Origin of the sequence: Rhizobium leguminosarum bv. viciae, assembly GCF_012276115.1 — a bacterium.
In the GTDB taxonomy this organism is placed as follows: Bacteria; Pseudomonadota; Alphaproteobacteria; order Rhizobiales; family Rhizobiaceae; genus Rhizobium; species Rhizobium leguminosarum_T.
In genome coordinates this window covers 101,408-127,158 of the sequence record NZ_WIEU01000011.1, presented here as the reverse complement: position 1 = coordinate 127,158, position 25,751 = coordinate 101,408, and the positions used below count along the sequence as shown (strand labels likewise).

Annotated in this window: 28 protein-coding genes and 1 riboswitch; of the genes, 10 read left to right on the top strand and 18 right to left on the bottom strand. The window is 61.3% G+C overall.

The features are described from left to right. Positions 1–161 precede the first annotated feature (161 nt). Positions 162–476, top strand: coding sequence for a quaternary ammonium compound efflux SMR transporter SugE (gene sugE, locus GFM02_RS19925; protein WP_168322523.1), 315 nt, complete (start codon positions 162–164; stop codon positions 474–476). 42 nt (positions 477–518) lie between these two features. On the opposite strand, the gene GFM02_RS19920 is transcribed toward sugE, so the two are convergent. The 7 genes from GFM02_RS19920 to crcB form a co-directional block, all read right to left on the bottom strand. Then, entirely contained in the window at positions 519–911 is a 393-nt protein-coding gene (locus GFM02_RS19920; protein ID WP_168322522.1) for a DoxX family protein, read from the bottom strand. 139 nt (positions 912–1,050) lie between these two features. Beyond that, positions 1,051–2,583: an acyl-CoA carboxylase subunit beta gene (locus tag GFM02_RS19915; protein WP_062944333.1), complete on the bottom strand. Its 1,533-nt coding sequence runs from the start codon at positions 2,581–2,583 to the stop codon at positions 1,051–1,053. Between the two features lie 50 nt (positions 2,584–2,633). Then, positions 2,634–3,092, bottom strand: a complete 459-nt coding sequence (locus GFM02_RS19910; protein WP_168322521.1) for a hypothetical protein — start codon at positions 3,090–3,092, stop codon at positions 2,634–2,636. A 67-nt stretch (positions 3,093–3,159) separates the two neighbouring features. Further along, positions 3,160–3,945: an ATP12 family chaperone protein gene (locus GFM02_RS19905; RefSeq protein ID WP_168322520.1), complete on the bottom strand. Its 786-nt coding sequence runs from the start codon at positions 3,943–3,945 to the stop codon at positions 3,160–3,162. A gap of 9 nt (positions 3,946–3,954) precedes the next feature. After that, a complete protein-coding gene (locus GFM02_RS19900; protein WP_168322519.1) occupies positions 3,955–4,608 on the bottom strand; it encodes an HAD-IA family hydrolase in 654 nt (217 codons plus the stop codon). After that, on the bottom strand, positions 4,605–5,597 hold the full coding sequence (locus GFM02_RS19895) for an RluA family pseudouridine synthase (RefSeq protein ID WP_003559680.1): 993 nt from the start codon (positions 5,595–5,597) through the stop codon (positions 4,605–4,607). Before GFM02_RS19895 ends, GFM02_RS19900 begins: the two co-directional genes overlap by 4 nt. A 94-nt stretch (positions 5,598–5,691) precedes the next feature. Then, positions 5,692–6,069 (bottom strand): fluoride efflux transporter CrcB, encoded by a 378-nt coding sequence (gene crcB / locus GFM02_RS19890; RefSeq protein ID WP_168322518.1) that lies wholly within the window; start codon positions 6,067–6,069, stop codon positions 5,692–5,694. Between the two features lie 121 nt (positions 6,070–6,190). Here crcB and GFM02_RS19885 point away from each other — a divergent pair, with 121 nt between their 5' ends. Next, positions 6,191–6,457 (top strand): hypothetical protein, encoded by a 267-nt coding sequence (locus GFM02_RS19885; protein ID WP_017960595.1) that lies wholly within the window; start codon positions 6,191–6,193, stop codon positions 6,455–6,457. Positions 6,458–6,631: 174 nt separating this feature from the next. Here GFM02_RS19885 and GFM02_RS19880 read toward each other — a convergent pair whose 3' ends face one another. Next, a complete protein-coding gene (locus tag GFM02_RS19880; RefSeq protein WP_168322517.1) occupies positions 6,632–7,645 on the bottom strand; it encodes a DUF1775 domain-containing protein in 1,014 nt (337 codons plus the stop codon). A gap of 73 nt (positions 7,646–7,718) precedes the next feature. After that, positions 7,719–8,096, bottom strand: a complete 378-nt coding sequence (locus GFM02_RS19875) for a hypothetical protein (protein WP_168322516.1) — start codon at positions 8,094–8,096, stop codon at positions 7,719–7,721. 157 nt (positions 8,097–8,253) lie between these two features. Continuing rightward, a riboswitch (glycine riboswitch) is annotated at positions 8,254–8,346 on the top strand. A gap of 156 nt (positions 8,347–8,502) precedes the next feature. Between GFM02_RS19875 and gcvT the strand changes: the two genes are divergently transcribed. From gcvT to gcvP, 3 genes are read left to right on the top strand one after another with little or no spacing between them, the layout of a single operon-like run. Further along, the gene (gene gcvT / locus GFM02_RS19870) at positions 8,503–9,639 is read left to right on the top strand and encodes a glycine cleavage system aminomethyltransferase GcvT (RefSeq protein WP_168322515.1); all 1,137 of its coding nucleotides are present in this window, start codon (positions 8,503–8,505) and stop codon (positions 9,637–9,639) included. 23 nt (positions 9,640–9,662) lie between these two features. Further along, on the top strand, positions 9,663–10,025 hold the full coding sequence (gcvH, locus tag GFM02_RS19865; RefSeq protein ID WP_168272244.1) for a glycine cleavage system protein GcvH: 363 nt from the start codon (positions 9,663–9,665) through the stop codon (positions 10,023–10,025). After that, on the top strand, positions 10,025–12,889 hold the full coding sequence (gene gcvP, locus GFM02_RS19860; protein ID WP_168272245.1) for an aminomethyl-transferring glycine dehydrogenase: 2,865 nt from the start codon (positions 10,025–10,027) through the stop codon (positions 12,887–12,889). Before gcvH ends, gcvP begins: the two co-directional genes overlap by 1 nt. A gap of 191 nt (positions 12,890–13,080) precedes the next feature. On the opposite strand, the gene GFM02_RS19855 is transcribed toward gcvP, so the two are convergent. Further along, entirely contained in the window at positions 13,081–14,049 is a 969-nt protein-coding gene (locus GFM02_RS19855) for an SDR family NAD(P)-dependent oxidoreductase (RefSeq protein WP_168322514.1), read from the bottom strand. Between the two features lie 95 nt (positions 14,050–14,144). On the opposite strand from GFM02_RS19855, the gene GFM02_RS19850 reads away from it, so the two are divergent. The 4 genes from GFM02_RS19850 (at position 14,145) to GFM02_RS19835 (ending at position 17,225) form a co-directional block, all read left to right on the top strand. Continuing rightward, positions 14,145–14,768 (top strand): TetR/AcrR family transcriptional regulator, encoded by a 624-nt coding sequence (locus GFM02_RS19850; protein WP_020050093.1) that lies wholly within the window; start codon positions 14,145–14,147, stop codon positions 14,766–14,768. 166 nt (positions 14,769–14,934) lie between these two features. Then, positions 14,935–15,981 (top strand): glycoside hydrolase family 25 protein, encoded by a 1,047-nt coding sequence (locus GFM02_RS19845; protein ID WP_168322513.1) that lies wholly within the window; start codon positions 14,935–14,937, stop codon positions 15,979–15,981. A gap of 164 nt (positions 15,982–16,145) precedes the next feature. Next, positions 16,146–16,451 carry a flagellar basal body rod protein FlgC gene (locus tag GFM02_RS19840; RefSeq protein ID WP_020050095.1) on the top strand — a complete coding sequence of 102 codons (306 nt, stop codon included), beginning with the start codon at positions 16,146–16,148 and terminating at the stop codon, positions 16,449–16,451. A 150-nt stretch (positions 16,452–16,601) separates the two neighbouring features. Beyond that, positions 16,602–17,225: a hypothetical protein gene (locus GFM02_RS19835; protein ID WP_168322512.1), complete on the top strand. Its 624-nt coding sequence runs from the start codon at positions 16,602–16,604 to the stop codon at positions 17,223–17,225. 80 nt (positions 17,226–17,305) lie between these two features. On the opposite strand, the gene sufA is transcribed toward GFM02_RS19835, so the two are convergent. From sufA to GFM02_RS19795, 8 genes are all read right to left on the bottom strand, one after another. Next, positions 17,306–17,698, bottom strand: a complete 393-nt coding sequence (gene sufA, locus GFM02_RS19830; protein WP_017964450.1) for a Fe-S cluster assembly scaffold SufA — start codon at positions 17,696–17,698, stop codon at positions 17,306–17,308. A gap of 96 nt (positions 17,699–17,794) precedes the next feature. Continuing rightward, complete coding sequence (locus GFM02_RS19825) at positions 17,795–18,175, bottom strand: SUF system Fe-S cluster assembly protein (RefSeq protein WP_003559708.1); 381 nt, start codon at positions 18,173–18,175, stop codon at positions 17,795–17,797. 12 nt (positions 18,176–18,187) lie between these two features. Next, positions 18,188–19,429, bottom strand: coding sequence for a cysteine desulfurase (locus tag GFM02_RS19820; RefSeq protein ID WP_020050097.1), 1,242 nt, complete (start codon positions 19,427–19,429; stop codon positions 18,188–18,190). A gap of 12 nt (positions 19,430–19,441) precedes the next feature. Then, positions 19,442–20,716, bottom strand: coding sequence for a Fe-S cluster assembly protein SufD (gene sufD / locus GFM02_RS19815; RefSeq protein WP_168322511.1), 1,275 nt, complete (start codon positions 20,714–20,716; stop codon positions 19,442–19,444). Positions 20,717–20,741: 25 nt separating this feature from the next. Then, on the bottom strand, positions 20,742–21,497 hold the full coding sequence (sufC, locus tag GFM02_RS19810; RefSeq protein WP_020050099.1) for a Fe-S cluster assembly ATPase SufC: 756 nt from the start codon (positions 21,495–21,497) through the stop codon (positions 20,742–20,744). Between the two features lie 102 nt (positions 21,498–21,599). Next, positions 21,600–21,941 (bottom strand): GIY-YIG nuclease family protein, encoded by a 342-nt coding sequence (locus tag GFM02_RS19805; protein WP_020050100.1) that lies wholly within the window; start codon positions 21,939–21,941, stop codon positions 21,600–21,602. Between the two features lie 62 nt (positions 21,942–22,003). Then, complete coding sequence (sufB, locus tag GFM02_RS19800) at positions 22,004–23,473, bottom strand: Fe-S cluster assembly protein SufB (RefSeq protein ID WP_020050101.1); 1,470 nt, start codon at positions 23,471–23,473, stop codon at positions 22,004–22,006. A 93-nt stretch (positions 23,474–23,566) separates the two neighbouring features. Then, positions 23,567–24,784: a cysteine desulfurase family protein gene (locus tag GFM02_RS19795; protein WP_168322510.1), complete on the bottom strand. Its 1,218-nt coding sequence runs from the start codon at positions 24,782–24,784 to the stop codon at positions 23,567–23,569. A 217-nt stretch (positions 24,785–25,001) separates the two neighbouring features. Between GFM02_RS19795 and GFM02_RS19790 the strand changes: the two genes are divergently transcribed. After that, a complete protein-coding gene (locus GFM02_RS19790; protein WP_003540001.1) occupies positions 25,002–25,679 on the top strand; it encodes an alpha/beta hydrolase in 678 nt (225 codons plus the stop codon). Positions 25,680–25,751 lie beyond the last annotated feature (72 nt).

Sequence of the window (25,751 nt, the reverse complement as noted above, 5' to 3'; positions counted from 1 at the left end):
ACAAGCTCGCAAGAAACGGCTGGCATGGCAGCTGTGCCGATTCCGACCTTGAACATCGGCGCCGCCTCACGCATATAGGCACTATCGCAGACGACTGCGGCGTCCTTCCTCAGGACGCAACTGTCGCGGGGACGGCCTCGCTCTTGAACAAGGAGAGTTGCATGGCCTGGTTTCTGCTTTTGCTCGCCGGTCTTTTCGAATGTGGCTGGGCGATCGGCCTTAAATATACCGAGGGTTTCACACGACCGCTGCCGACGGCGCTGACCGTCATATCGATGGTGGTGAGCATCGTGCTGCTCGGCCTGGCGGTGAAGCATCTGCCGATCGGCACTGCCTATGCGGTCTGGACCGGCATCGGCACGGTCGGCACCGTGTTTCTCGGCATCTGGCTGCTTGGCGATGAGGCAAGTGTCTCCCGCCTTGCCTGCATCACGCTGATCGTCGCCGGCATCGCCGGCCTCAAGCTTACCGCCTGACATGAGATCGAGGGGCGCCGCCGACGCCCCTCAGCTTATCGTTCAGACTGTCTTGCGGTTATCGACGGCAAAAGCGCCGGGACCGGAGAAGACCAGGTAGAGGAAAACGAAGCAGAACAGGATCGCGGCGTCGCCCTGGTTGACGGCCGGGAAGAAGCTGCTCGGGGCATGCGCCATGAAATAGGCGACGGCCATTTCGCCGGCCAGCAGGAAGGCGACCGGACGTGTCAGCAGGCCGACGAGAATGAGGATGCCGCCGATCAGCTCGAGCAGGGCGGCGAACAGCATCAGCGGCGGCAGCGAGCCTTCCATTTGCGCAACCGGGAAAGCGAAAAGCTTCATCGTGCCGTGTTCGATGAACAGCAGCGCGGTGATGATTCTGAGCGCAGCCAGCCCATAGGGCTGATAGGCGGAAAGACGGTCGAAAGTTGACATTAAAACCCCTCTTTAAAAGACACAGCCGAGCGTTAACCTGTCCTCGCCAAGGATTGAACACACGGATTGCTGACATCCGTTCACTTTTTCGACAGCAGCTAAACGCCTGAATGGACGGTCTTATTCGCCCGCGCCATGGTCAAAGCGGGATGTTGTCGTGTTTCTTCCACGGATTGGCGAGATCCTTGTTGCGCAGCATCTTCAAACCGCGCGCCAGCCGCCGGCGGGTCGAGTGCGGCATGATCACCTCGTCGACATAACCGCGCTCGGCGGCGACGAAGGGCGAGAGGAACCGGTCTTCGTACATCTTGGTATGAGCGGCGATCTTCTCCGGATCGGCGATATCCTTGCGGAAGATGATCTCGACGGCGCCCTTGGCGCCCATCACGGCGATCTGCGCCGTCGGCCAGGCATAGTTGAGGTCGCCGCGCAGATGCTTCGACGCCATCACGTCATAGGCGCCGCCGAAGGCCTTGCGGGTGATGACGGTAAGCTTCGGCACTGTCGCCTCGGCATAGGCGAAAAGCAGCTTGGCGCCGTGCTTGATGAGGCCGCCATATTCCTGCGCCGTACCCGGCAGGAAGCCCGGCACGTCGACGAAGGTGACGATCGGAATGTTGAAGCAGTCGCAGAAGCGGACGAAGCGGGCCGCCTTGCGCGAGGCGTCGCTGTCGAGCACGCCGGCCAGCACCATCGGCTGGTTGGCGACGAAACCGACGGTCGAGCCCTCGACGCGGCCGAAGCCGCAGACGATGTTTTTGGCAAAGCTCGCCTGGATCTCGAAGAAATCCCCCTCGTCCGCCACCTTCCGGATCAGTTCCTTGATGTCATAAGGTTTGTTGGAACTCGCCGGTACCAGCGTATCGAGCGAGGCATCGACATCTGTCACCGACTGGTAACATTCGATCTCCGGTAGCGGCGCCGTGTTCGAAAGCGGCAGGAAATCGATCAGCCGGCGCACCTGCAGCAGCGTTTCGACATCATTCTCGTAGGCGCCGTCGGCAATCGACGAGCGCACCGTATGCACCACGGCGCCGCCGAGTTCTTCTGCCGTCACCGTCTCGTTGGTGACGGTTTTCACCACGTCCGGCCCAGTGACGAACATGTAGGAAGTATCACGCACCATGAAGATGAAATCGGTCATCGCAGGCGAATAGACGTCGCCGCCGGCGCAAGGACCCATGATCACCGAGATCTGCGGAATGACGCCGGAGGCGAGCACATTGCGCTGGAACACCTCGGCATAACCGCCGAGAGCCGCCACGCCCTCCTGGATACGGGCGCCGCCCGCATCGTAGATGCCGACGATCGGCGCGCGGTTCTTCAGCGCCATGTCCTGCACCTTCATGATCTTCTCGGCATGCGCCTCAGACAGTGAGCCGCCGAAGACGGTGAAGTCCTTGGCGAAGACGAACACCGTGCGACCATTGACCGTGCCCCATCCGGTGACGACGCCGTCGCCGGCAATCCGGCTTTTGTCCATGCCGAAATCGGTGGAGCGATGTTCGACGAACATGTCGAATTCCTCGAACGAGCCTTCGTCAAGGAAGAGATCGATGCGCTCGCGCGCCGTCAGCTTGCCGCGCTTGTGCTGGGCGGCGATGCGCGCCTCGCCGCCGCCGAGGCGGGCGACGTCGCGGCGCCGTTCCAGTTCTTCGAGAATTTCCTTCATGTGATCTCCCTCGCCGCTGCCGGCGGCAATCCGGCGGTTAGAGCGCGGTGCTAATGAGCGCGCCCGCTGAGTGAGAAAGCCGAGCGTATCCTTGCCGCGACGTCCTCGGCGAGGATCTCGTCGGCAAGCTTGGGATCGGCAGCGATGCTGGTGACGTCGAAGGCGCTGACGGCGATGACCGAGCCGTCCTCGACCGAGGCCGCGTCAATGCTGATCTTGGCGACGTTGCGGTCTTTCTGGAAGCCGAGGCCCTTCTGGACGGAAACCACGCGGATCGTCAGCACCACCCGCGGCAGCACGGTGTCGCGCATGGTGGCGTTGATCGCCGCGTTGACGCGGTCGTTGATACCGGAAAGCAGCTCGGCCTGCATGTTCGGACCTGAGAGAACGACGGCGCTGCGCACATCATAGACCGGCGCCGCCGGCTTGGTGGCCGAGAGGCTGCCGCAGGCCGTGAGCGCGACACAGACGAGTGTCGCCCGGCAAAAACACGACCTCAGCCAATTCATTGCAAAATCCCGCACCACCCCGTTGGAGTCGCAGACTTCGTCATAATGCATTGGAAGGCAATATGTTTCAGGCGCTTAGGGCGAAAAAAACATCCGCTGCGGCTTTGAACTCGGCAAAGCGCTTGGCCCGCCGCTGCTCTGCTTCCTCGTCGCTGCCCCAATGCTCGATCGTCCAGTCCTCGTCGAGATGGGCAAGCGACCAGGCCTCCTCCACCGTTACCCGGCTCTCGGCGAAGGCCAGCGCCAGGATCGCCGAGCCCGTCAGCGTGGTGACTGTGTGGAGGGCGGCTAGCGCCATTGGGCTATCATATCTCGCGAGCGTGACGGCAAAGGCGGCAATCGCCTCGCGCGGCTGCTCATGAGGCATCACCCCTTCGACGAGGATGAAGCGGGCGCCGAGATCGGTCGCCGCCCAGTCGATCACGGGATCCCAGCGTTCGGCCTGGCGCTCGACCAGCAGTTCCGGCTCCTCGGCGCGATAGCAGATGAGGTCGCTTGAGGAAAAGCGCAGGATATCCTCGAAGATCGCCTGCGCGTTGGCGGCAACGCCGTCGAGTGCGGTGTTGACCAGCCGGGTCACCGGCATGCTCACGGGATTGATCTCCTCGCCCTGCGCCTGCCATTCGGCGGCGACAAGCCGCGCAAGCGCTTCGGTCGGTACTGCGAGAACTTGGCGCGCCGGCGTGCGCACCATCTTGCCGTCGAGCGTGATCGCAAAACCACCCTCGTGCTCGGCTATGGAGACATCGGTATAGAAACGCTTCGGCAGCGGCTTCTTCATCTGGATCTGCGCGCGGCGGATGGGATCGGGATGGCTCAGGCCTTCGGAAAGGTCGTTCAGCAGATCGCGCATGGGCTCACCTCAGGAAAAATGACGCAATATCTCGTTCGGATGGTAGGCGATCGCATCAGCGCCGTTGGCGATCAGCTCATCCACGCTGGCATAGCCCCAGGCAACGCCGATCGCCTTGGCGCCGGCAGCCTTGGCCATCTGCATATCGTAAACCGCATCGCCGATGACAATGGTGTCGACTGCATTCAGGCCGGTTTCATCGCAGCATTCCGTCACCATGGCCGGATGCGGCTTGGAGGGGCAATCGTCGGCGGTGCGTGCGACGATGAAATGCTTGTCGAAGCCATGCGTCTCCATCACCACCTTGAGCCCGCGCCTGGATTTGCCCGTCACCGCGCCGATCAGCAAGTCATCGCGTCCGCTGATCGCGTCGATCATCTCGCGGATGCCGGGAAACAGCGGCTCCTTGTAGTCGAGATCCTGACGCACGATCGAGAACAGCGATTTGTAATGCGCCGTCATGTCGATGTCTTGCTGCTCCACATGCGGCCTGCCCTGCATGCGGGCGATCGCAATATCCAGCGACAGGCCGATGATGGCCTTGGTGTCTTCAAATCGCGGTTCCGGCTTGCCGAACTTGTCGAAGGTCCTGCGCATGGTTTCGTGGATCAGCGCAGCACTGTCGACCAGCGTACCGTCGCAATCGAAGAGCGCCAGTTTCATTCGCTGTCCCTTTCAGCGCCGGCAAGGTCGAGACCGAGAAGGTTCCAGGTCTGCACCATATGCGCCGGCAGCGGCGCGCTGACACGCAGGCGGCCGCCGGAGGGGTGCGGAATGTCGATGTGACGCGCGTGCAGATGCAGCTTCTTCTGAACGCCGCCTGGAAAATCCCAATTCGGATCGTCGTCGAAATATTTCGGATCGCCAATGATCGGGTGGCCGATATGCAGGGCATGGACGCGCAACTGGTGGGTACGGCCGGTATAGGGCTCCATCTCCAGCCATGCGAGGTTCTGTGCCGCCGTCTCCAGCACCCGGTAGAAGGAAATCGCATGGTCGGCGCCGTCCTCGCCGTGCTTGGCGATGCGCATGCGGTCGCCGTCGACGGTCGGCTCCTTGACGAGCCAGGTCGAAATCTTGTCCTCGTGCTTGCGCGGCACGCCCTTGACCAGCGCCCAGTAGGTCTTTTTGGTGTCGCGCTCGCGGAAGGCCGCCGTCAGCTTCTGCGCTGCACCACGCGTGCGGGCGATGACGAGAACACCCGAGGTGTCGCGGTCGAGACGGTGAACAAGCCGCGGCTTCTCGCCCTTCGGGCTGGTCCAGGCTTCGAGCATTTGGTCGATATGCCTGGCCACACCCGAGCCGCCCTGCACCGCAAGACCAGGGGGCTTGTTGAGTACGATTACCTTTTCGTCCTCGTGCAGCACCATGCGCGACAAGAGTTGGAAATCCGTCGAATGTTTGAGATCCTTGCCGGCGATCGGTCCGGATTTCAGCTTGGCGTCGACATCCATCGGCGGCACGCGCACCGTCTGGCCGGGCTGCACGCGCGCATCCGATTTGACACGTCCACCGTCGACGCGCACCTGGCCGGAGCGCAAGAGCTTCTGCAGCGGACCGAAGCCGAGCCCGGGAAAGTGCACCTTGAACCAGCGATCGAGCCGCATGCCGGCTTCGTCGGGTTCAACCTTGATATGTTCTATGCCAGCCATAAAAAATCTTTCGGAAATTGCAGCGCAGGCCAAGCCGGCGTTCTTGCCGCAGCCTTTAGAGCATTTTCAAGCAAAACGGAAACCGGAAAAGAAATCAGGCCAAAGCGCGCATGACGGCAAGCCCGGCGATGACGGCCGCCATCGAAAACCCGACGCTCGCCGCGATGTAAATACCGCCGGCGACGGCCTCGCCGCGCTCGAACAGCGAGATCGCATCCAGCGAGAAGGCCGAGAAGGTTGTGAAGCCTCCGAGGAAGCCGGTGATCGAGAGGAGGCGCAGCTCCACCGAGGCATTGAACTTCCGCGCGATCAGCTCGGCGAAGACGCCGATGACGAAACAGCCGACGACATTGACGGCGAGCGTGCCCCAGGGAAATGCCGGACCCATGAGTCTCAGCGCCCATTGGCCGACATAATATCTGAGAAGAGAACCGATGGCGCCGCCGACGGCGACGAGAAGAGCCTGGATCATCAGCCGGATTTATCGCAACTCTGCAGCGATTCCAATCGGGAAGGAATGAATTCTTACCATCCGGTAAAATGCCGATGATTTTTTTATGAGGGCGCCAAGGTCGTACCGATACGCTGACAGCATGACCCAGCTTCTGTCCATATCGGCGAGCACCGCCGCCATTGCCTTCGACTCGCTCCGAATTCCGCAGCGTGTCGCGACGAGCACCGCCGCCCGCGATGCGCGCCGCGTTGCCGACCGGCAGTTGAAGGCCGAAGGCACTCAGGAAATAGACGAGCCCTCCAGCATCATCCAGTCGACCGAAGTTGCCCTCGACCTGATGGCCAAAGGCAACCGCCAGCCGCAGGCCGGCCTGAAACAGGCGCTGCGATCCTACGAAGACTTCTGAGGCCATCGCCTTCCAAACGACAGCCCGCGACTGCGATGTGAACTGCCCCCGAAAGTTGGACATCAACCTTCGGGGGCAGTTCACATGACAGTCGCGGGCTTTTCTGTTTTAACGATAGCGCCGCGCGTCTTTCCAGACGCGCAAAGGACGCTGTAGCACTTTGAATCGCTGCTCTCACTTGCCCTGGGCGGAGAGTACCCGCAGGACCAGATCGACCTTGCCGGCTTTTTCGAAGGTCAGCGTCACCGGCACCGTATCGCCCTGCTTGAACGGCGTCTTCACCTTCTGGAACATCAGGTGCAGGTTGCCAGGCTCGAGCTTGACCGCCTCGCCTGCGGCAATGGCGATGCCGTCCTTCAGCTGGCGCATCCGCATGACATTGTCCTTCGTCACCATCTCGTGGATCTGAACCTCGCCAGCTGCGGGCGAGCTGACGGACACCAGGCGATCGTCCGCCTGGCCGTTATTCTTCACCGTGAAAAAGCCGCCGCCGACCGGCTGGCCGGGCAGCATTGCCTTGGCGAACGCGCCGGAGATTTCGAGATCGCCGGCCTTGACCGTGTCGCCAGCCGGTGCGGCCCCCTTGCCTGACATGTCCATGCCCGCCATACCAGACATGTCCATGTCGGCCATATCGTCATGATCGTGACCATGATCTTCGCCGGCAACGACCTTCAACAGCGGCGCCGGGCTTTTCATCCTATGCGCGTCGCCGCCTTCCTTGGCCACCTGATCCCAGGCCGCGACCGTGTCGCCGCACATCTGCGTCACCGGAAAGGCGAGCGAGGTGCCGGCTTCGACGCCCGATACCTTACCCTGGATGACGAAGGTGTCGTAGAAATCGTCGGAGAGATTGCCGTTCGTCCAGCGCACTTCGATCGCACCCGTCTTCACCTTGTCGCCGTGATTGTCGTAGGTCTTCTGGTAGTCGCCCTTGATCACCTCGAGTTCCCAGCCGGCCTTCGGCTGCGGTTTGGCGAACACGAAGCCTTCCGGCAGCTTGACCCGCACTTCCGTGGTCGCCTTGCTATCGCAGCCATGCGGCACCTGCAGCGTAGCGAGAATGGTGCTCTCCTGCTTCGCCTCTCTGTCGAGGAAGGTCACATGCGCCTCGGAGCTGGCAAAGGCGGTCACGGAAAGAAGGGCGGCAAGCCCGAATGTCTCGCCAAGTGTCTTGATAGTTTTCATCGGATGTCTCCTCGCCGGCCGCGGACTTCTCTCAGGCGGACCGGCATGCTGCATCATGGATTGCGAAGGCAGGTCAGGCGAGGATGGGAGGCGCGCGGGAATTCGCCCGGCTGACAGCGCTTGCGCCGGCAACGGCGGAGATTTCGATCGGCACGTTGATCAGCGAGGCGAACTTGCGCTCGAGCCAGGAGGCCGCATCCGGCGTCGGCAGAATAGTGGAGGTCGACAACCGGCAGGCTTCGCAATTCGACTTGAAGACGACGGTCTTGCCGTCGTCGTCCTTCACGGTGACGCAGAGCGAGGCGAAAGTGCCGTCGGGCAGCACATAGGCCGCGGCATCGTAACCTTCGAAGGCGACAGCCTGCGGCGCCTGATGGGCGCCGAGCAAAGCCAAGCTCAATGCGCAAAGCATGCGCAGGAAGAGCGTCGCTTTCAGTCCGGTCTGTCGCATGAAATCCCCTTCAACAGCATGTCGCGATAGCCGTTTTCCCCGCGAAATGCAAAAGCAGATTTGCTGCAGATCGGGGCTCAGCCGGCATATGGCGACAAAAATATGTCCGGTCACGACATTTGGCCTTGCCAAGTGCTGCACCCGCCGGATAATTGCGCCAACCTTGTTGGGAGAAGCCGGTGCTTTCGCCACCGGTGCCGAAGGAGCAACCGCCCCGGAAACTCTCAGGCAAAAGGACCAGCAAGGGGCAGACGGAACTCTGGAGAGAAGCGTTCTCGAAACGCTCGCCGAAGGGATAACAATCTCAGGCACAGGGACAGAGGGGGCTCAGGAGAGAAGTGCGCAACCGCGCCTTCAGATTTGAGCCCGCGCCTTCGCGAGAAGGCGCAAACCCCGGAGGCGTCTTTTGGACGATACTGCTGCCCTGAAGAAAACCCCGCTGCATGCCCTGCATCTTTCGCTCGGCGCCCGCATGGTACCGTTCGCCGGTTACGACATGCCGGTACAATATCCCGCAGGCGTGATGAAGGAGCATCTTCATACCCGCGCCGAAGCCGGCCTCTTCGATGTCTCCCACATGGGCCAGGTCATCGTGAAGGCGAAGTCGGGCAGCTACGAGGATGCGGCGCTGGCGCTCGAAAGCCTGGTGCCGGTCGACATCCTGGGCCTTGCCGAAGGCCGGCAGCGCTACGGCTTCTTCACCGACGACACCGGCTGCATTCTCGACGATCTGATGATCACCCATCTCGACGACCACCTTTTCATCGTCGTCAACGCTTCCTGCAAAGAGGCCGATCTCGCCCATCTGCAAACCCATATCGGCGACCAGTGCGACATCACCCTTCTCAACCGCGCCTTGATCGCGCTGCAGGGGCCGCGCGCGGTCGAGGTTCTCGCCGAACTCTGGGCCGACGTTGCGGCGATGAAATTCATGGATGTGCGCCACTGCCGCCTGCACGATGTCTCCTGTCTGGTCTCGCGCTCCGGCTATAGCGGCGAGGACGGCTTCGAGATTTCGATTCCATCAGACAAGGCCGTGGATGTCACCATGCGGTTGCTCGAACATCCGGACGTCCAGGCGATCGGCCTCGGCGCCCGCGATTCGCTGCGCCTGGAAGCCGGCCTCTGCCTCTACGGCAACGATATCGATACGACCACCTCGCCAGTGGAGGCGGCGCTGGAATGGGCCATGCAGAAGGCACGGCGCGGCAACGGCGCGCGCGCCGGCGGTTTCCCGGGCTCCGGCCGCATCCTGTCCGAACTCGAAAACGGCGCTGCCCGCCGCCGTGTCGGCCTGAAGCCGGAAGGCAAGGCGCCGGTGCGCGGCCATGCCAAGCTTTATGCCGATGCCGAGGGCAAGATCGAAATCGGCGAGGTCACCTCGGGCGGCTTCGGCCCTAGCGTCGAAGGCCCCGTCGCCATGGGTTACGTGCCACTCTCCCATGCTGCGGCAGGCACGCTCGTCTATGCCGAGGTGCGCGGCAAATATCTACCGATCACCGTCAGCGCCCTGCCCTTCGTCACACCGACCTACAAACGCTAAACCTTTTCCAGAGAGGACGAACAATGCTGAAATTTACCGAAGAACATGAATGGCTGAAGATCGAAGGCGGCGTTGCGACGGTCGGAATCACGACTTATGCCGTCGAACAGCTCGGCGACCTGGTTTTCGTCGAACTGCCGGAAGTCGGCGCGACCTTCTCCAAGAACGGCAATGCCGCGACCGTTGAATCGGTCAAGGCTGCTTCCGACGTCTATTGTCCGCTGGATGGCGAGATCACCGAGGTCAATCCGGCCATCGTTGCAGATCCGTCGTTGGTCAATTCCGATCCCCAGGGCGCCGGCTGGTTCTTCAAGCTGAAGCTTGCAAATGCTGCGGACGCCGATGGCCTGCTCGACGAGGCGGCCTACAAGGAGCTCATTGCGTAATGACGACGCCGACAGAATTCCAGTTCACCGACTATCAGCCCTACGATTTCGCCAATCGCCGCCATATCGGCCCCTCGCCGGCCGAGATGACCGATATGCTGAAGGTGATCGGCTATAGCAGCCTCGATGGCCTGATCGACGCGACGCTGCCGCCCTCGATCCGCCAAAAGGCGCCGCTCGTCTGGGGCGCGCCGATGACCGAGCGCGAGGCGCTCGACAAGCTGCGCGAGACCGCCAACAAGAACAGGGTGCTGGTCTCGCTGATCGGCCAGGGTTACTACGGCACGATCACGCCGCCGGTCATCCAGCGCAACATCCTGGAAAACCCGGCCTGGTACACCGCCTATACGCCCTACCAGCCGGAGATCAGCCAGGGCCGCCTGGAAGCGCTCCTGAACTACCAGACGATGATCTGCGACCTCACCGGCCTCGACGTCGCCAACGCCTCGCTGCTCGATGAGGCGACCGCCGCCGCCGAAGGCATGGCGATCGCCGAACGCGTCGCCAAGTCGAAGGCGAAGGCCTTCTTCGTCGATGCCGACTGCCATCCGCAGACCATTGCCCTCATCCGCACCCGCGCCGAGCCGCTCGGCTGGAGCGTCATCGTCGGCAATCCCTTCACCGATCTCGATCCTGTCGACGTTTTTGGCGCGATCTTCCAGTATCCCGGCACGCACGGTCACGTGCATGATTTTACCGGCCTGATCTCGCGCCTGCATCAGACCGGCGCCATAGCGATCGTCGCCGCCGATATCCTGGCGCTGACGCTGCTGAAATCGCCTGGCGAAATGGGTGCCGATATCGCCGTCGGCTCCTCGCAGCGCTTCGGTGTCCCGGTCGGTTACGGCGGCCCGCATGCGGCCTATATGTCGGTGAAAGATGCCATCAAACGCTCCATGCCCGGCCGCCTCGTCGGGGTTTCCGTCGACGCCCGCGGCAACCGCGCCTATCGCCTGTCGCTGCAGACCCGCGAACAGCATATCCGCCGCGAAAAGGCGACGTCGAACATCTGCACCGCCCAGGTGCTGCTCGCCGTCATGGCCTCGATGTATGCCGTCTTCCACGGCCCGAAGGGCATCAAGGCGATCGCCCAGCAGGTGCACCAGAAGGCAGTGCTGATGGCCAAGGGCCTGGAAAAGCTCGGTTACAAGGTTGAGCCCGAGACTTTCTTCGACACGATCACCGTTGATGTCGGCCATATGCAGGGCCTCATCCTGCGCGCTGCCGTCGCCGAAGGCGTCAATCTGCGCAAGGTCGGCGAAACCAAAATCGGCATGAGCCTCGACGAACGCACCCGGCCGGCGACGCTCGAAGCCGTCTGGCGCGCTTTCGGCGGCAATTTCACCATTGCCGATTTCGAGCCCTCCTACCGCCTGCCGAAGGGCCTGCTCCGGACCAGCGATTACCTCACCCATCCGATCTTCCACATGAACCGCGCCGAAAGCGAGATGACGCGTTACATCCGCCGGCTTTCCGATCGCGACTTGGCGCTCGACCGCTCGATGATCCCACTCGGTTCCTGCACGATGAAGCTCAATGCGACGGCGGAAATGCTGCCGATCACCTGGCCGGAATTCTCGGATATTCATCCCTTCGTGCCGGCCGATCAGGCACTCGGCTACCGCGAGATGATCGACGACCTGATCGAAAAGCTCTGCGCCGTCACCGGCTACGACGCCTTTTCCATGCAGCCGAATTCCGGCGCGCAGGGCGAATATGCCGGCCTGCTGACGATCCGCAACTATCATATCGCCAATGGCGATACCCATCGCGACGTCTGCCTGATCCCCACATCGGCACACGGCACCAACCCGGCCTCGGCCCAGATGGCCGGCATGAAGGTGGTCGTCGTCAAGGTGCGGGAGAACGGCGATATCGATCTCGACGATTTCCGCGCCAAGGCGGAGCAGCACGCCGAGAACCTCGCCTGCTGCATGATCACCTACCCTTCGACGCATGGCGTCTTCGAGGAGACCGTCAAGGAAATCTGCGATCTCGTGCACGTCAATGGTGGCCAGGTCTATCTCGACGGCGCCAACATGAATGCCATGGTCGGCTTGTCTCGCCCCGGTGACATCGGCTCCGACGTTTCGCACTTGAACCTGCACAAGACCTTCTGCATCCCGCATGGCGGCGGCGGACCCGGCATGGGCCCGATCGGCGTCAAGGCGCATCTGGCTCCCTACCTGCCCGGCCATCCCGAAACCGACGGCCGTTCGGGTGCAGTCTCGGCTGCCGCCTTCGGCTCGGCCTCGATCCTGCCGATCTCCTGGAGCTATTGCCTGATGATGGGCGGCGAAGGCCTGACGCAGGCGACCAAGGTGGCGATCCTCAACGCCAACTACATCGCCACCCGGCTGAAGGGCGCCTATGACGTGCTCTACAAGTCGGAGGCCGGCCGTGTCGCCCATGAATGCATCATCGACACCCGCCCGCTGGTCGACAGCGCAGGCGTTACCGTCGACGACGTCGCCAAGCGCCTGATCGACTGCGGGTTCCATGCCCCGACCATGAGCTGGCCGGTCGCCGGCACGCTGATGATCGAGCCGACGGAAAGCGAGACCAAGGCCGAACTCGACCGCTTCTGCGAGGCGATGCTGGCGATCCGCGAGGAAGCCCGCGCCATCGAGGATGGCCGCATGGACAAGGTGAACAACCCGCTGAAGAACGCCCCGCACACGGTGGAAGATCTCGTCGGCGATTGGGACCGCCCCTACTCGCGCGAACAAGCCTGCTTCCCGCCCGGCGCCTTCCGTGTCGACAAATACTGGTCCCCGGTCAACCGCGTCGACAATGTCTATGGCGACCGCAACCTGATCTGCACCTGCCCGCCGGTGGAAAGCTACGCGGAGGCGGCTGAGTAGCGGTCAAGCCTGATGCTGTAGCGAAGGGCAGAGCAATCCAAGCCCCTTCCATCATGGGAGGGGCTTTCCTAATTCTGATGGACATGTGCGGCTAACCTGTCTGGTTAGCAGCCGATCCAGGTTCAATTCCTCGGCAGGGGCACCAGTTTCCCAGTTCCCCCTATCAGCCTCGACGCGTGCCGGTTTACGGCCTAAAAGCGCTCGCCGACCATATCCTCGCTTTTGGCCCACAATGCCCTGGCCGTCTCGGGATCGACCGCGTAGGTGCGCACGCCTTCGGAAATCGGGCTGATCTCCGCATCCGTCACTTCGGAGAGGTGGCAATTCTCGCAATATTTGCCGCCGACCACGTCTGCCGGCGCAACGAAACCTGCCCAGACGGAGGTAGCCGCACCCTGAGGAACCGTCTTCCACTGGAAGGGCGGCTTGCCCTCGGCGGCGAGTGCTGCGTTGATCTGCGTTATCATGCCTTCAATCATGTCAGGGTCGAGATGACGGTCGAGTTCGGTCTGGATGCCGCCGGGATGCAGTGCCGTTGCACGGATGCCGCGCTCCTTGAGGCGCCGGTCGAGTTCCACCGCGAACAGGATATTTGCAGTTTTCGACTGGGCATAGGCCGCCCAGGGCTCATAGGTCTTGCTCTCGAAATTGAGGTCATCGAGGCTGAAAGGTGCCATTCGATGGCCCGAGGATGCGACGATCACCACTCGGCCGCCCGATTTGACGAGCGGTGCGATGCGGTTGACCAGCACGAAATGACCGAGATGGTTGGTGCCGAACTGCGTTTCGAAGCCATCGGCGGTGCGGCCGAAGGGAGCGGCCATCACGCCGGCATTGGCAATGACGACATTGAAGGGGCGGCCATCCGAAATAAGCGCATCGGCGCAGGCGCGCACGCTTGCCAGAGAGGCAAGATCAAGCTCGATGATGTCAAGGCTGCCGCCATCGGCCGCACCGGCGCGCACGACTTCCGTTGCCACCCTCGCCTTTGCAAGGTCGCGTGCCGTACCCGTCACCTGCGCACCATGGGCTGCCAGCACGCGCGCGGTTTCCACGCCGAGGCCGGCCGAAATACCCGTCACCAGAACACGCTTGCCCTTGAGATCGACGCCGGCGAGCACCTCATCGGTGGTTGATGTCGCGCCAAAAAGTCCACTCATGATTATCTCCTTGATCATGGACGCACCACTCCAGGCTGGTGGACCATTGCCCGCCGGCCTCAAATGAAATAAAAGGAGGATGCCTCCAGATAAATATGGAGGGTGCCTCCGTTTATCAAGGAGACTTTTCGGAAATGGCCGAAAAAAGTGACGGGCCCACCGTCCGAAAGCCGCGTGCGGATGCCGAACGCAATCGTCTTGTGCTGATGGAAACGGCAAAGACCGTCTTTGCCGACAAGGGTTCCAGCGCCAGCCTGGAGGAAATCGCCCGTATCGCCGGCGTCGGTATCGGCACGCTCTATCGCCATTTCCCGACGCGCGATGCATTGGTTTCCGCCATCTACCGCAACGAGACGGCGCAGCTTGCCGCTGCCGCCAAAAGCCTTGCCGAGACACATCCGCCTGTCGAAGCGCTTCGCCTGTGGCTGGTGCAGTTCGTGGACTATGTCGTGACTAAACATGGCATGTCCGAGGTGCTGGATTCTTTGGTCGGCGGCACCTCCGAGCTCTATGCCGATTCTGCCGATTTGATCATAGGTGCCGTCAATCTGCTGGTGGATCGCGCAGTCGCCACCGGTGAAATCCGTCTGGCGATGGACCCGCTCGATATCTTGCGCGCGCTGGCGGGCGGCGCGAGCATCAGCTGTGGCCCCGCCTGGCGGGAGGCGGCAAGGCAACTCATTGATATTCTGATTGCAGGTATGAGAGCCAATCGCTGAGGCTGTTTCGGATGGAGGTGCGCGAGAATGGCGACATCGACATGGAGGACTTCCGCGCGCAAGGATCAAATTTAACCTTTCTTAGCAAGTCTCTGTTAGCAATTCAGAAAGGCGACTTCCATCAACATGGATCTCCGTCGATCCCTTGTTTTGCGTGCAGGTTCTTATGCGTCCATCGGCAGTGCCAGCAATCCTCCTCGCCGCCCTGATCCTGTCGGGATGCGCTGCCAGTTCTGGCGCCGAAGATGTGCTGGGCAACGTGCCGTCGCCGGAAACGACCAATGCCATCGCCCAGCCGAGCGGCCCGATCCCTGCCGCCGCCGTTGGCGATCCTGCGCCGCAGGCAAGCCCGCCGCAGCAGGCGTTGCGCTGGGCGGGAGAGGTTCCGGAGCCGCGAGCGCTCGTACCCGCCGACAGGCCGGTCGGCATGCCGCTGCCAACAGATAAGCCCGTCGCACTGCTGATGCCGTCCAATCCCGCCGGCAATGCAATGCCCGATGTCGGCGCGAGATCGCCGACACGCGGCCAAATTTACGGCCACCGGTTCCGCGATGCCAAGCCGATCAACTTCGGTTCCACTTCGCCGAGGAAGCTTGCCGTGCACGGCGTCGACGTGTCGCGCTGGCAGGGCGAGATCAACTGGGAGACGTTGCGGCGGCAAGGCGCGAACTTCGTCTACATCAAGGCGACCGACGGCGGCGATCACCTTGATCCGATGTTCAAGAAGAACTGGCGCCGGGCCAAGGAAGCCGGCCTGAAACACGGCGCCTATCACTTCTTCTACTGGTGCCGGACAGCCGGTGAGCAGGCCGACTGGTTCATCCGCAACGTGCCAAGGGAAGCCAACGCTCTTCCGCCTGTGATCGACGTCGAATGGAACGGCGAATCGAGCTGCAAGAGGCGCATCTCTCCCGCACGTGTCCGGGAAAAGATGCAGGTCTTCATGGACAAGCTGGAGCGCTATTACGGCCAACGCCCGATCATCTATACCGCACCGGATTTCTACCGCGACAATTTGAAGGGCCAACTGCTCGACTATCCCTTCTGGCTGCGCTCGGTGGCCGCTCATCCCTCCAAGGTCTACCCCGGCCGCAAGTGGGTCTTCTGGCAGTATTCCGGCTCCGGCCTTTCCGAAGGCGTCGACGGCAAGATCGACCTCAACGTGTTCAACGGCAACGAGAGCGATTGGCATGACTGGGTGGCGTCGCGATAGCGAAGCTGGCCATGGCTCCGCGCGCCCGACCCCGTTCCGTGCCAATCCGGAACAAATGGATGCGAAGATGCGCGAACCGATAGGTCTTTGCTAACGCAACGCCTTCAACATTCCCTAAGCCCTTGCATGTACAAGGATTTCATCCAGTTCTGGGGAAACGGCTGATGAGCATATCGGGTGTTACGAGCACTGCTCTTTCGGGAATGCGAGCGCAGACGACGCGGGTTAGCGTGGTTGCCAACAACATCGCAAACAGCAGCACGCCGGGCTATGCCAGGCTGAACACCAGCCTCACCTCCGTTGAGTCAGGCGGCGTCCAGGCCGTCATCAACCCGACCGCGTCAGATGTCGATCCGGCCACCGAACTGACCGACCTGATTGAAGCCGAACAGAGCTATAAGGCAAACGCCGTTGTCTTCGAGACTGGCGCCGACATGTGGGAAATGCTGATGAGCATCAAGCGCGACTGAGCACGATCCTCAAAGTCGTGGCGCTGTTATAATACTGTTTACATCACACTTGTGCCGATCTACGTACTGGCATTGACCGCTACGAAATCAGCAGCCTAGAATAATTGCTCTGATCAGGGGCTCATATATCCCTCAGGGAGGGAATTCCGCTTGCGCCGCATTACCTTGTCAGCTCTTCTGAATTTAGCTCTGATAACCGGTGCCGGCGCTAGCGAAGACCTTTCCGACGTTTGGCGTAACCTGTTCACACGGTGTCGAATTGCCGTCGAGACAGGCAAAGACTTTGATGCAACAGGATTACGCGACCTTGGGCGTGATGTTAGGACGGTGGCCCCGGTGACCGCTCCTGGGGTGCCCTTTCCGCTTATATCTGGGTACGAAGTGGCTGAACAGCGCTGGGAGGTTCCTGGATCTCGTTTCTTGGTCGTGGAAGCCGAGCATCCATCCAATCGTGGCAAATCAAAACGTTCGTGCGAGATCAAACTTGCGCAGAGAGCGGAGCCAATCTCCACGGACGAGGAAAAACTACTGAGAGCGACATTTCTTGTCGAACGGGATGAACTCCTCAGTACCGGACGTTACGAATATTGGAACCCGGATCCGCTATTTTCCACCAACCTTGGTATTCGATTGGCCGGGAACAACCCCCACGGCTGCCGTGTCGTCTCTTTCCTAGACATCGAGACACGTTCCCATTCGCAGTCGTTTTTTATGACAAGTTCTGCTGAGCAGGACACAGCATGTGGCGCGGCGCCTCGCCTTGCTCGTCCATAAAGCGCAGCTACAAAGGCTCGACTAGGCGGACTCGTTTCAACAGGAATTGGCTGGCGGAGTTTCTCTGCCGACTCAATGGCCTAGGAATGCGCCGGCTCGCCCTGGCGCTGTGCGGCAAGAGCCGCGAGATCGGCGGGCTTCAGCTCGACCGATTCGCCGCAGCCGCAGGCCGATGTCTGGTTCGGATTGGTAAAGGTAAAGCCGGAGCGGAGCGTCGTCGTTTCGAAGCCCATCTCGGTCCCGAGCAGATAGAGAGCTGCCGACGGCTCGACCCAGACTTTGGCACCGTCGCGCTCAATCAGATCGTCCTTGGCATTGGGCTCGGTCACCAGGTCGATGGTATATTCCATCCCGGCGCAGCCGCCCTTCTTGATGCCGACGCGAATGCCTTTGGCATCCGATCCTGAGTTCTCGACGATCGCCTTGACGCGAGCCGCAGCACCGTCCGTCATGCTCATGATTGCAAAGCCCATCGGCTCATTCTCCTTCCGCAACCGGGGTCAAGATCCGGCGCTTCGTGATTCAAATGTAGTCTTCCGAGGTAAACGGATCAATACCACGGTACTGTATCAGTACCAGCCGACGGCGACCTGCGCCTCTTCCGACATGCGGTCCGGCGTCCATGGCGGATCGAAGGTCATCGCGACCTCGACGCCCGATACGCCTTCGACGGCGCCCACGGCGTTTTCGACCCAGCCGGGCATCTCGCCGGCAACCGGGCAGCCGGGTGCGGTCAGCGTCATCATGATTTTCACCATCCGATCGTCCTCGATGTCGATCTTGTAGATCAGACCGAGCTCGAAGATGTCGGCGGGAATTTCAGGATCGTAGACCGTCTTCAGCGCGCTGATGACGTCGTCGCTGAGCCGCGCCAGCTCATCGGCCGGAATGCTGGAATGCACGATGCCTTCGCGCACGTCGATCTTCTGTTCGCTTTCGTCCAGGCTCATCACGGACACTCCTCAAGCAAAGAACTTGCGCGCATATTCAAGCGCATCGGCCAGGGCATCGACCTCGGCGCGGGTATTGTACATGCCGAAGGATGCACGGCATGTGGAGGTGACGCCGAAGCGTTTCAAGAGCGGCATGGCGCAATGTGTGCCGGCCCTGACCGCAACACCCTGCCGGTCGATCACCATCGAGACGTCATGGGCATGGATGCCGGCAAGCTCGAAGGAAAAGATGCTGCCCTTGTCGGGCGCCGTCCCAAAGACACGCAGCGAATTGACGGATTTCAGCCGCTCGACCGCATAGGCGGCAAGATCGGCCTCATGCTTGGCGATCGCCTCACGGCCGATCTTCTCCATGTAGTCGAGCGCATAACCGAGCCCGATCGCCTGCACGATCGGCGGCGTGCCGGCCTCGAAGCGATGTGGCGGATCGTTATAAGTGACCATATCCTCGGCGACCTCGAAGATCATCTCCCCGCCGCCCTGGAACGGCCGCATCTCGAAAAGCCGCTCCTTCTTACCGTAGAGCACGCCGATGCCCGACGGGCCGTAGAGCTTGTGACCGGTCATGACGTACCAATCGCAATCGATATCCTGCACGTCGACAGGCAGATGCACGGCGCCCTGGCTGCCGTCGATCAGCACCGGAATGCCGCGCTCATGCGCGATCCGGCAGACTTCCTTGACGGGAACGATCGTGCCGAGCGCATTCGACATATGGGTGATGGCGACAAGCTTGGTGCGCTCCGTCAGGCTTTTCTCGAAATCTTCGATATGGAAGGCGCCTTCGTCATCCACGGGCACCCAGACGAGCTTGGCGCCCTGCCGCTCGCGGATGAAGTGCCAGGGCACGATGTTGGAATGGTGCTCCATGATCGTGAGCACGATCTCGTCGCCTTCGCCGATCTTCGGCATGCCCCAGCCATAGGCGACGGTGTTGATCGCTTCCGTCGAATTCTTGGTGAAGACGATGTCGTTGACCGAGGGGGCGTTGAGGAAACGGCGCACCTTCTCACGCGCTGCCTCATAGGCGTCCGTGGCCGCATTCGAGAGATAGTGCAGGCCGCGATGCACATTGGCATATTCATGGGAATAGGCATGCGAGATGGCGTCGATCACCACCTGCGGCTTCTGCGCGGATGCGCCGTTGTCGAGATAGACCAGCGGCTTGCCATACACCTTCTCCGCCAGGATCGGGAAATCCCGGCGAATGGCTTCGACGTCGTATTGCGTGGCCGGCACTATCTTGTCCATTGCTATATCCGATCAGGCGTGCTTTTCGAGCCAGGCCGAAATCACGCCTTCCAGCGCCTCGACCAGGGCCTCGTCTTCCAGTTCCTCGACGATTTCGGCGACGAAGGCGTTGACGAGCATCGCCCGCGCCTTGTTCTCCGGAATACCCCGCGCCATCATGTAATAGAGATGGTTGGCGTCGATATCGGTCACCGTGGCGCCGTGGCCGCACTGGACGTCGTCGGCGAAGATTTCGAGTTCGGGCTTGACCGAGAATTCGGCATCGTCGGACATCAGCAACGTGTTGCAGGCCATCTTGGCATCGGTCTTCTGCGCATCGGGCGCGACCCGGATCATGCCCTGGAACACACCCTTGGCACGGTCGAAGACGACGTTGCGGATCACTTCGGTCGAGCCGGTATTCGGCACGTCATGGCCGAGCATCATCGTCACGTCGGTATGGCTTTCTGCTCCGAGCAGGTTGATGCCGCGCAGGGTCAGATCGGCGCCCTCGCCCGTCACCTTGATATGCAGCTCCTGCCGGACCAGCTTGCCGCCGGCATTGATGACGAAAAGCCGGAGCTTGGCGTCAGCGCGAAGATCGATGCGGATCTGCCCGAGATGCGTATCGTCAGCCCCCTGCTCCTGCAGGATGATCCAGGTCAGTTCGGCGCCTTCGCCAACCGTGATGTCGCTGACATGGGACACCAGCGCTGCATCGCCGGTCACCGTGCGGTGACGCTCGATGACGGTCGCCTTGACGCCGGCGCCGAAGGACACAGGCAGGCGCGTATGTGTCTGCCCACCGGCATGGATGAACTGGATTTCAAGGGGGTTTTCAAGCTCGGTATCGGCAGGCACGTCGACGACATAGCCGTCGCGCACGAAGCTGCCATTGATGCGGCCGACCGCGTCGTCAGAACCGAGTGCATCCAGGCCACCCGCGGCAGAGCCGTCAAGCAGACGCTCGGAATAGGCGAAAACGCCAAGACCGTCGACCGTAGCCTTCTGGTTGGAATGGCCCTGGATCACCGCCAGCACCGTCGAGTCGGCAACGAGCGGCTCCAAAGCCTGCGAGCCGGCATCGCCAGCCTGCTGCGGGACAGTGCGCAGCAGGTTCTTGAGGTCGCTATAGTGCCAGGCCTCGATGCGGCGCGTCGGCAGGCCGGCCTTCTTCAGGTCGTCGAGAAGCCGGTCGCGCAATGCCGTCACGGCGCCATTGCCCGGCAGCTCGCCGATCTGCTGGTTGAAAGCCTCGATCAGCGCCGTCTCAGCCGCAGTCAGGCGGCTCGTCGTCTGCATATTCATGGACGTCGTCCTTTCCACCCGAAACTCAGGCCGCCGTGCCGATGATGTCGGCATAGCCGTTGGCTTCCAGCTCATGCGCCAGTGTCTTGTCGCCCGACTTGATCACCTGGCCCTTGTAGAGCACGTGGACGGTATCCGGCACGATATAGTCGAGCAGGCGCTGGTAGTGGGTGATGACTACGACCGCGCGGTCCGGCGAACGCAGCGCGTTGACGCCGTCGGCGACGATCTTCAGCGCATCGATGTCGAGGCCGGAATCGGTTTCGTCGAGCACGCAGAGCTTCGGTTCGAGCAGCGCCATCTGCAGGATCTCGGCCCGCTTCTTCTCGCCGCCGGAGAAGCCAACGTTCAGCGGACGCTTCAGCATCTCGGTATTGATCTGCAGCTTGCCGGCGGCATCCTTGACGCGGCGCATGAAGTCCGGCGTCGTCAGCTCGTCCTCGCCGCGCGCCTTTCGCTGCTCGTTCATCGCCACCTTCAGGAACTGCATGGTGGCAACACCCGGGATTTCGACCGGGTACTGGAAGGCGAGGAAGATGCCCTTGGAGGCGCGTTCGGAGGGATCAAGCTCGAGAATGCTCTCGCCATTGTAGAGAATGTCACCCTCGGTGACTTCGTAATCGCTGCGGCCGGACAGCACATAGGAGAGTGTCGACTTGCCGGAGCCGTTCGGCCCCATGATCGCGGCAACTTCGCCGGCTTTCACCGTCAGGTTCAAGCCACGGATGATCTCGGTGCCGTCTTCGGCGATACGGGCATGAAGGTTTCTGATTTCAAGCATTTCGTTTTTCCTGTTCATAAAGCGGATTCAAGTGCCGCCTGATAGACCGTTCGCACCGGTCTCGATCCGTCATCCTCGGGCTTGTCCCGAGGATCTAAGCCGTCAATTGTAATCGCTCCACTCCCGCGTATTCGGATGCGGTCGATAGATATTCTCGATTTCATCGATCCGCTCGTAGAGATCCATCCAGGTCGGATTGAGCTCCTCTACGAGCTTGATTTTCCATTCACGCATATAGCGCTTCAGAGATTTTTCCCGCTGGATCGCCAACACGATATTCGGATGGTGCTCAAACCAGACGAGATTCTTTGCTCTGTATTTCTGCGTAAAACCCTTCTGGATTTCGTTGCGATGTTCCCAAATGCGTCCGTGCAAATCGCTCGTTACGCCGATGTAGATCACGCCTCGTGGTTTGTCGGACATCATGTAGACGAAACCACTCATCCCACTTTCCGGATACGTGCGTAGATCCTCGGGACAAGCCCGAGGATGACGGAAAACTGCGGCTAACCGACCGAGCCTTCTAGCGAGATGCTGATCAGCTTCTGCGCCTCGACGGCGAATTCCATCGGCAGTTCCTGCAGCACTTCCTTGACGAAACCGTTGACGATCAGTGCGATCGCCGCTTCGGTCGGGATGCCACGCTGCAGGCAGTAGAACAGCTGGTCCTCGGAGATCTTCGAAGTCGTCGCTTCATGCTCGAACTGCGCCGTCGAATTCTTCGCCTCGATGTAAGGCACGGTATGGGCGCCGCACTTGTCGCCGATCAACAGCGAATCGCACTGGGTGAAGTTGCGCGCGTTCGACGCCTTGCGGTGAGCCGAAACCTGGCCACGATAGGTGTTGTTGGAAACACCGGCGGCGATGCCCTTGGAAACGATGCGGCTCGACGTGTTCTTGCCGAGATGGATCATCTTGGTGCCGCTGTCGATCTGCTGATGGCCGTTCGACACGGCGATAGAGTAGAACTCGCCGCGGCTGTCGTCGCCGCGCAGGATGCAGGACGGATATTTCCAGGTGATCGCCGAGCCGGTTTCGACCTGCGTCCAGGAGATCTTCGAACGGTCGCCGCGGCAATCGCCGCGCTTGGTGACGAAGTTGTAGATGCCGCCCTTGCCGTTCTTGTCGCCAGGATACCAGTTCTGGACGGTGGAATATTTGATCTCGGCATCATCAAGCGCAACCAGCTCGACCACAGCCGCATGCAACTGGTTTTCATCGCGCTGCGGCGCTGTGCAGCCTTCGAGATAGGAGACATAGGCGCCCTCTTCCGCAATGATCAGCGTGCGCTCGAACTGGCCGGTGCCCTTCTCGTTGATGCGGAAATAGGTCGACAGCTCCATCGGGCAACGAACGCCCTTCGGCACGAAGACGAAAGAACCGTCGGTAAAGACCGCCGAATTGAGCGTCGCATAGTAGTTGTCGCTGGTCGGAACGACGGAACCGAGGTACTTCTTCACCAGTTCCGGATACTCGCGGATGGCTTCCGAGATCGACATGAAGATCACGCCGGCCTTCTTCAACTCTGCCTTGAAGGTGGTGACGACCGAGACGCTATCGAAAACGGCGTCGACCGCGATCTTCGGCTTCTCGACGCCGGCAAGGATCTCCTGCTCACGCAGCGGGATGCCGAGCTTTTCATAGACCTTCAACAGCTCCGGATCGACATCGTCGAGCGACTTCGGACCCGGCGTGCTCTTCGGCGCGGCGTAATAATAGATGTCGTTGAAATCGATCTTCGGATAGTTGACGCGCGCCCAGGTCGGCTCTTCCAGCGTCAGCCAGCGACGATAGGCCTCGAGACGCCATTCCAGCATCCACTCCGGCTCCTGCTTCTTGGCCGAAATGAAGCGGATGATATCTTCGGACAGGCCTTTCGGCGCCTTGTCCATCTCGATGACGGTCTCGAAACCGTATTTATACTGGTCCACATCGATCAGGCGCACCCGGTCGATTGTTTCCTGCACGGCAGCCATCTCATTCTCCAATCTCGCCGGATACAAGGTCCGGCAGCTTGTAGTGTTTGGGCAATTGTCTTGCCCTTTATGTAAGAGGCCAAAAGGGACTTTTCAGCCCGATTGGCAAGTAGAAATTTGCGTTTCCGCAAGTTTTGACACGGGGCAAGCCGCCTCCCCAGCCGACCTGCGCCGGTTGGAGATCTTTGCGAAAGCCGCAATCGCCCTGTCGATATCCTCTTCCGTCGTCGAAAAGCCGAGCGAGATGCGCAGAGCTCCGAGCTTGGCGTCACGTCCCATCGCCGTCAGCACATGGCTTTCGCCAAGCCGACCCGATGAGCAGGCCGAACCTGCGGAAAGTGCAACGCCTTCGAGATCGAAGGCGATCTGTCCAGTCTCGGCCTTCAGCCCCGGCAGGGTGAAGAAGATCGTATTGGCGACGCGCTCGCCGCCCTCGCCGTGGATCATCACATCGGCTGCCGCCTCACGCATGCCGGCCTCGAGCCGCTCGCGCAACGCGCCGATTGCCGCATTGCGCGCCTCGAGTTCGTCGACCGCCGCTTCTGCTGCCGCGCCGAAGCCGATCAGCGCCAGCGAATTCTGTGTCCCTGAGCGATGACCCCGCTCCTGCCCGCCGCCCTGAATCAGCGGCCTGGGCATCAGCGCTTCGCCCTGCGCAATGAGCGCGCCGGCACCCTTCGGCCCGCCGATCTTGTGCGAGGAAACGATCATGAAGTCCGCGCCGATCTTGCCGATATCGAGCGCGATGCGGCCGGCCGCCTGCACGGCGTCGACGACGAAGAGCCCGCCATAGGCGTGGACGATCTTAGCCGCCGCCTCGACCGGCTGGACGATGCCCGTCTCATTATTGACGAGCATGATGGCGACCATCGGCAGGCCGGCGGCCTTGTCATGCGCATCGAGCAGGCGGCCGAGTGCATCGAGATCGACGATGCCGGCTTCCGTCACCGGGATCTCTGTCATCTTCTCTTTGGCGAAGCGGCCGCCTTCGCGCACCGCCGGATGCTCGATCGCCGAAAAATAGAGATGGCCAAGGCGAAGCGGCGTGCGGCCCATGCGGAAATCCGACGTCAGCACCAGATTGGCGGCTTCGGTCGCGCCGCTGGTAAAGACCACATTGCCGGCATCGGTGCCGGCAAGTGCTGCCACCTTGCGTCGTGCGCCTTCGATGGCGGCGCGCGCGGCGCGGCCCTCTCCATGCACGCTGTTCGGATTGCCAAACACGTCGATGGCGCGCATGATCGCCGCGCGTGCTGCGGGGTGCAGCGGCGCTGTGGCATTCCAGTCGAGATAAAGGCGTGGCGGCGCCATGATCTTCAGTCCTGCGCTTGACGAGCTTGCTTCAGCGGCCGCGGTTCATTTTTCTTGAAATTTCCGCCGGGCTTGCCTTATGACACGTTCCACGATGCGTGGATCGCCATGCAAGTTTCGAATTGTTCTAAACTGCGTTTTAGAAAAGCTGACAACATTAGTCAAGTCATGTTGTCATCCAACGCAGCGCGAACGCGAAATAAAACCCGGAGTACCAATGCCCGAAGTTATTTTCAACGGCCCAGCCGGCCGTCTTGAAGGCCGCTACCAGCCCTCCAAGGAAAAAAGCGCGCCCATCGCCCTGATTCTGCATCCGCATCCGCAGTTCGGCGGCACGATGAACAATCAGATCGTCTATCAGCTCTTCTACATGTTTCAGAAGCGCGGGTTCACGACGCTGCGCTTCAATTTCCGGGGAATCGGCCGCAGCCAGGGTGAATTCGACCACGGCGCAGGCGAGCTCTCGGATGCCGCCTCGGCGCTCGACTGGGTGCAGAGCCTGCATCCTGATTCCAAGACCTGTTGGGTCGCCGGTTATTCCTTCGGCTCCTGGATCGGCATGCAGCTCCTGATGCGCCGGCCGGAGATCGAAGGCTTCATGTCGATCTCGCCCCAGCCGAATACCTACGACTTCTCGTTCCTGGCGCCCTGCCCCTCCTCCGGCCTGATCATCAACGGCGAGGCCGACAAGGTGGCGCCGGAAAAGGATGTCAACGGCCTGGTGGAGAAGCTGAAGACCCAGAAGGGCATCCTCATCACCCATCGCACCGTCGCCAACGCCAACCACTTCTTCAACGGCCAAGTGGAAACGCTGATGGGCGAATGCGAGGATTATCTCGACCGCCGCCTCAACGGCGAACTGGTGCCGGAACCGGCCGCCAAGCGGATTCGCTGACACCACAAATCTCGGCCTTATCGATGCCATGACGGTCCGGAACACAACCGGGCCGGCTGTGCCGGAACAGAT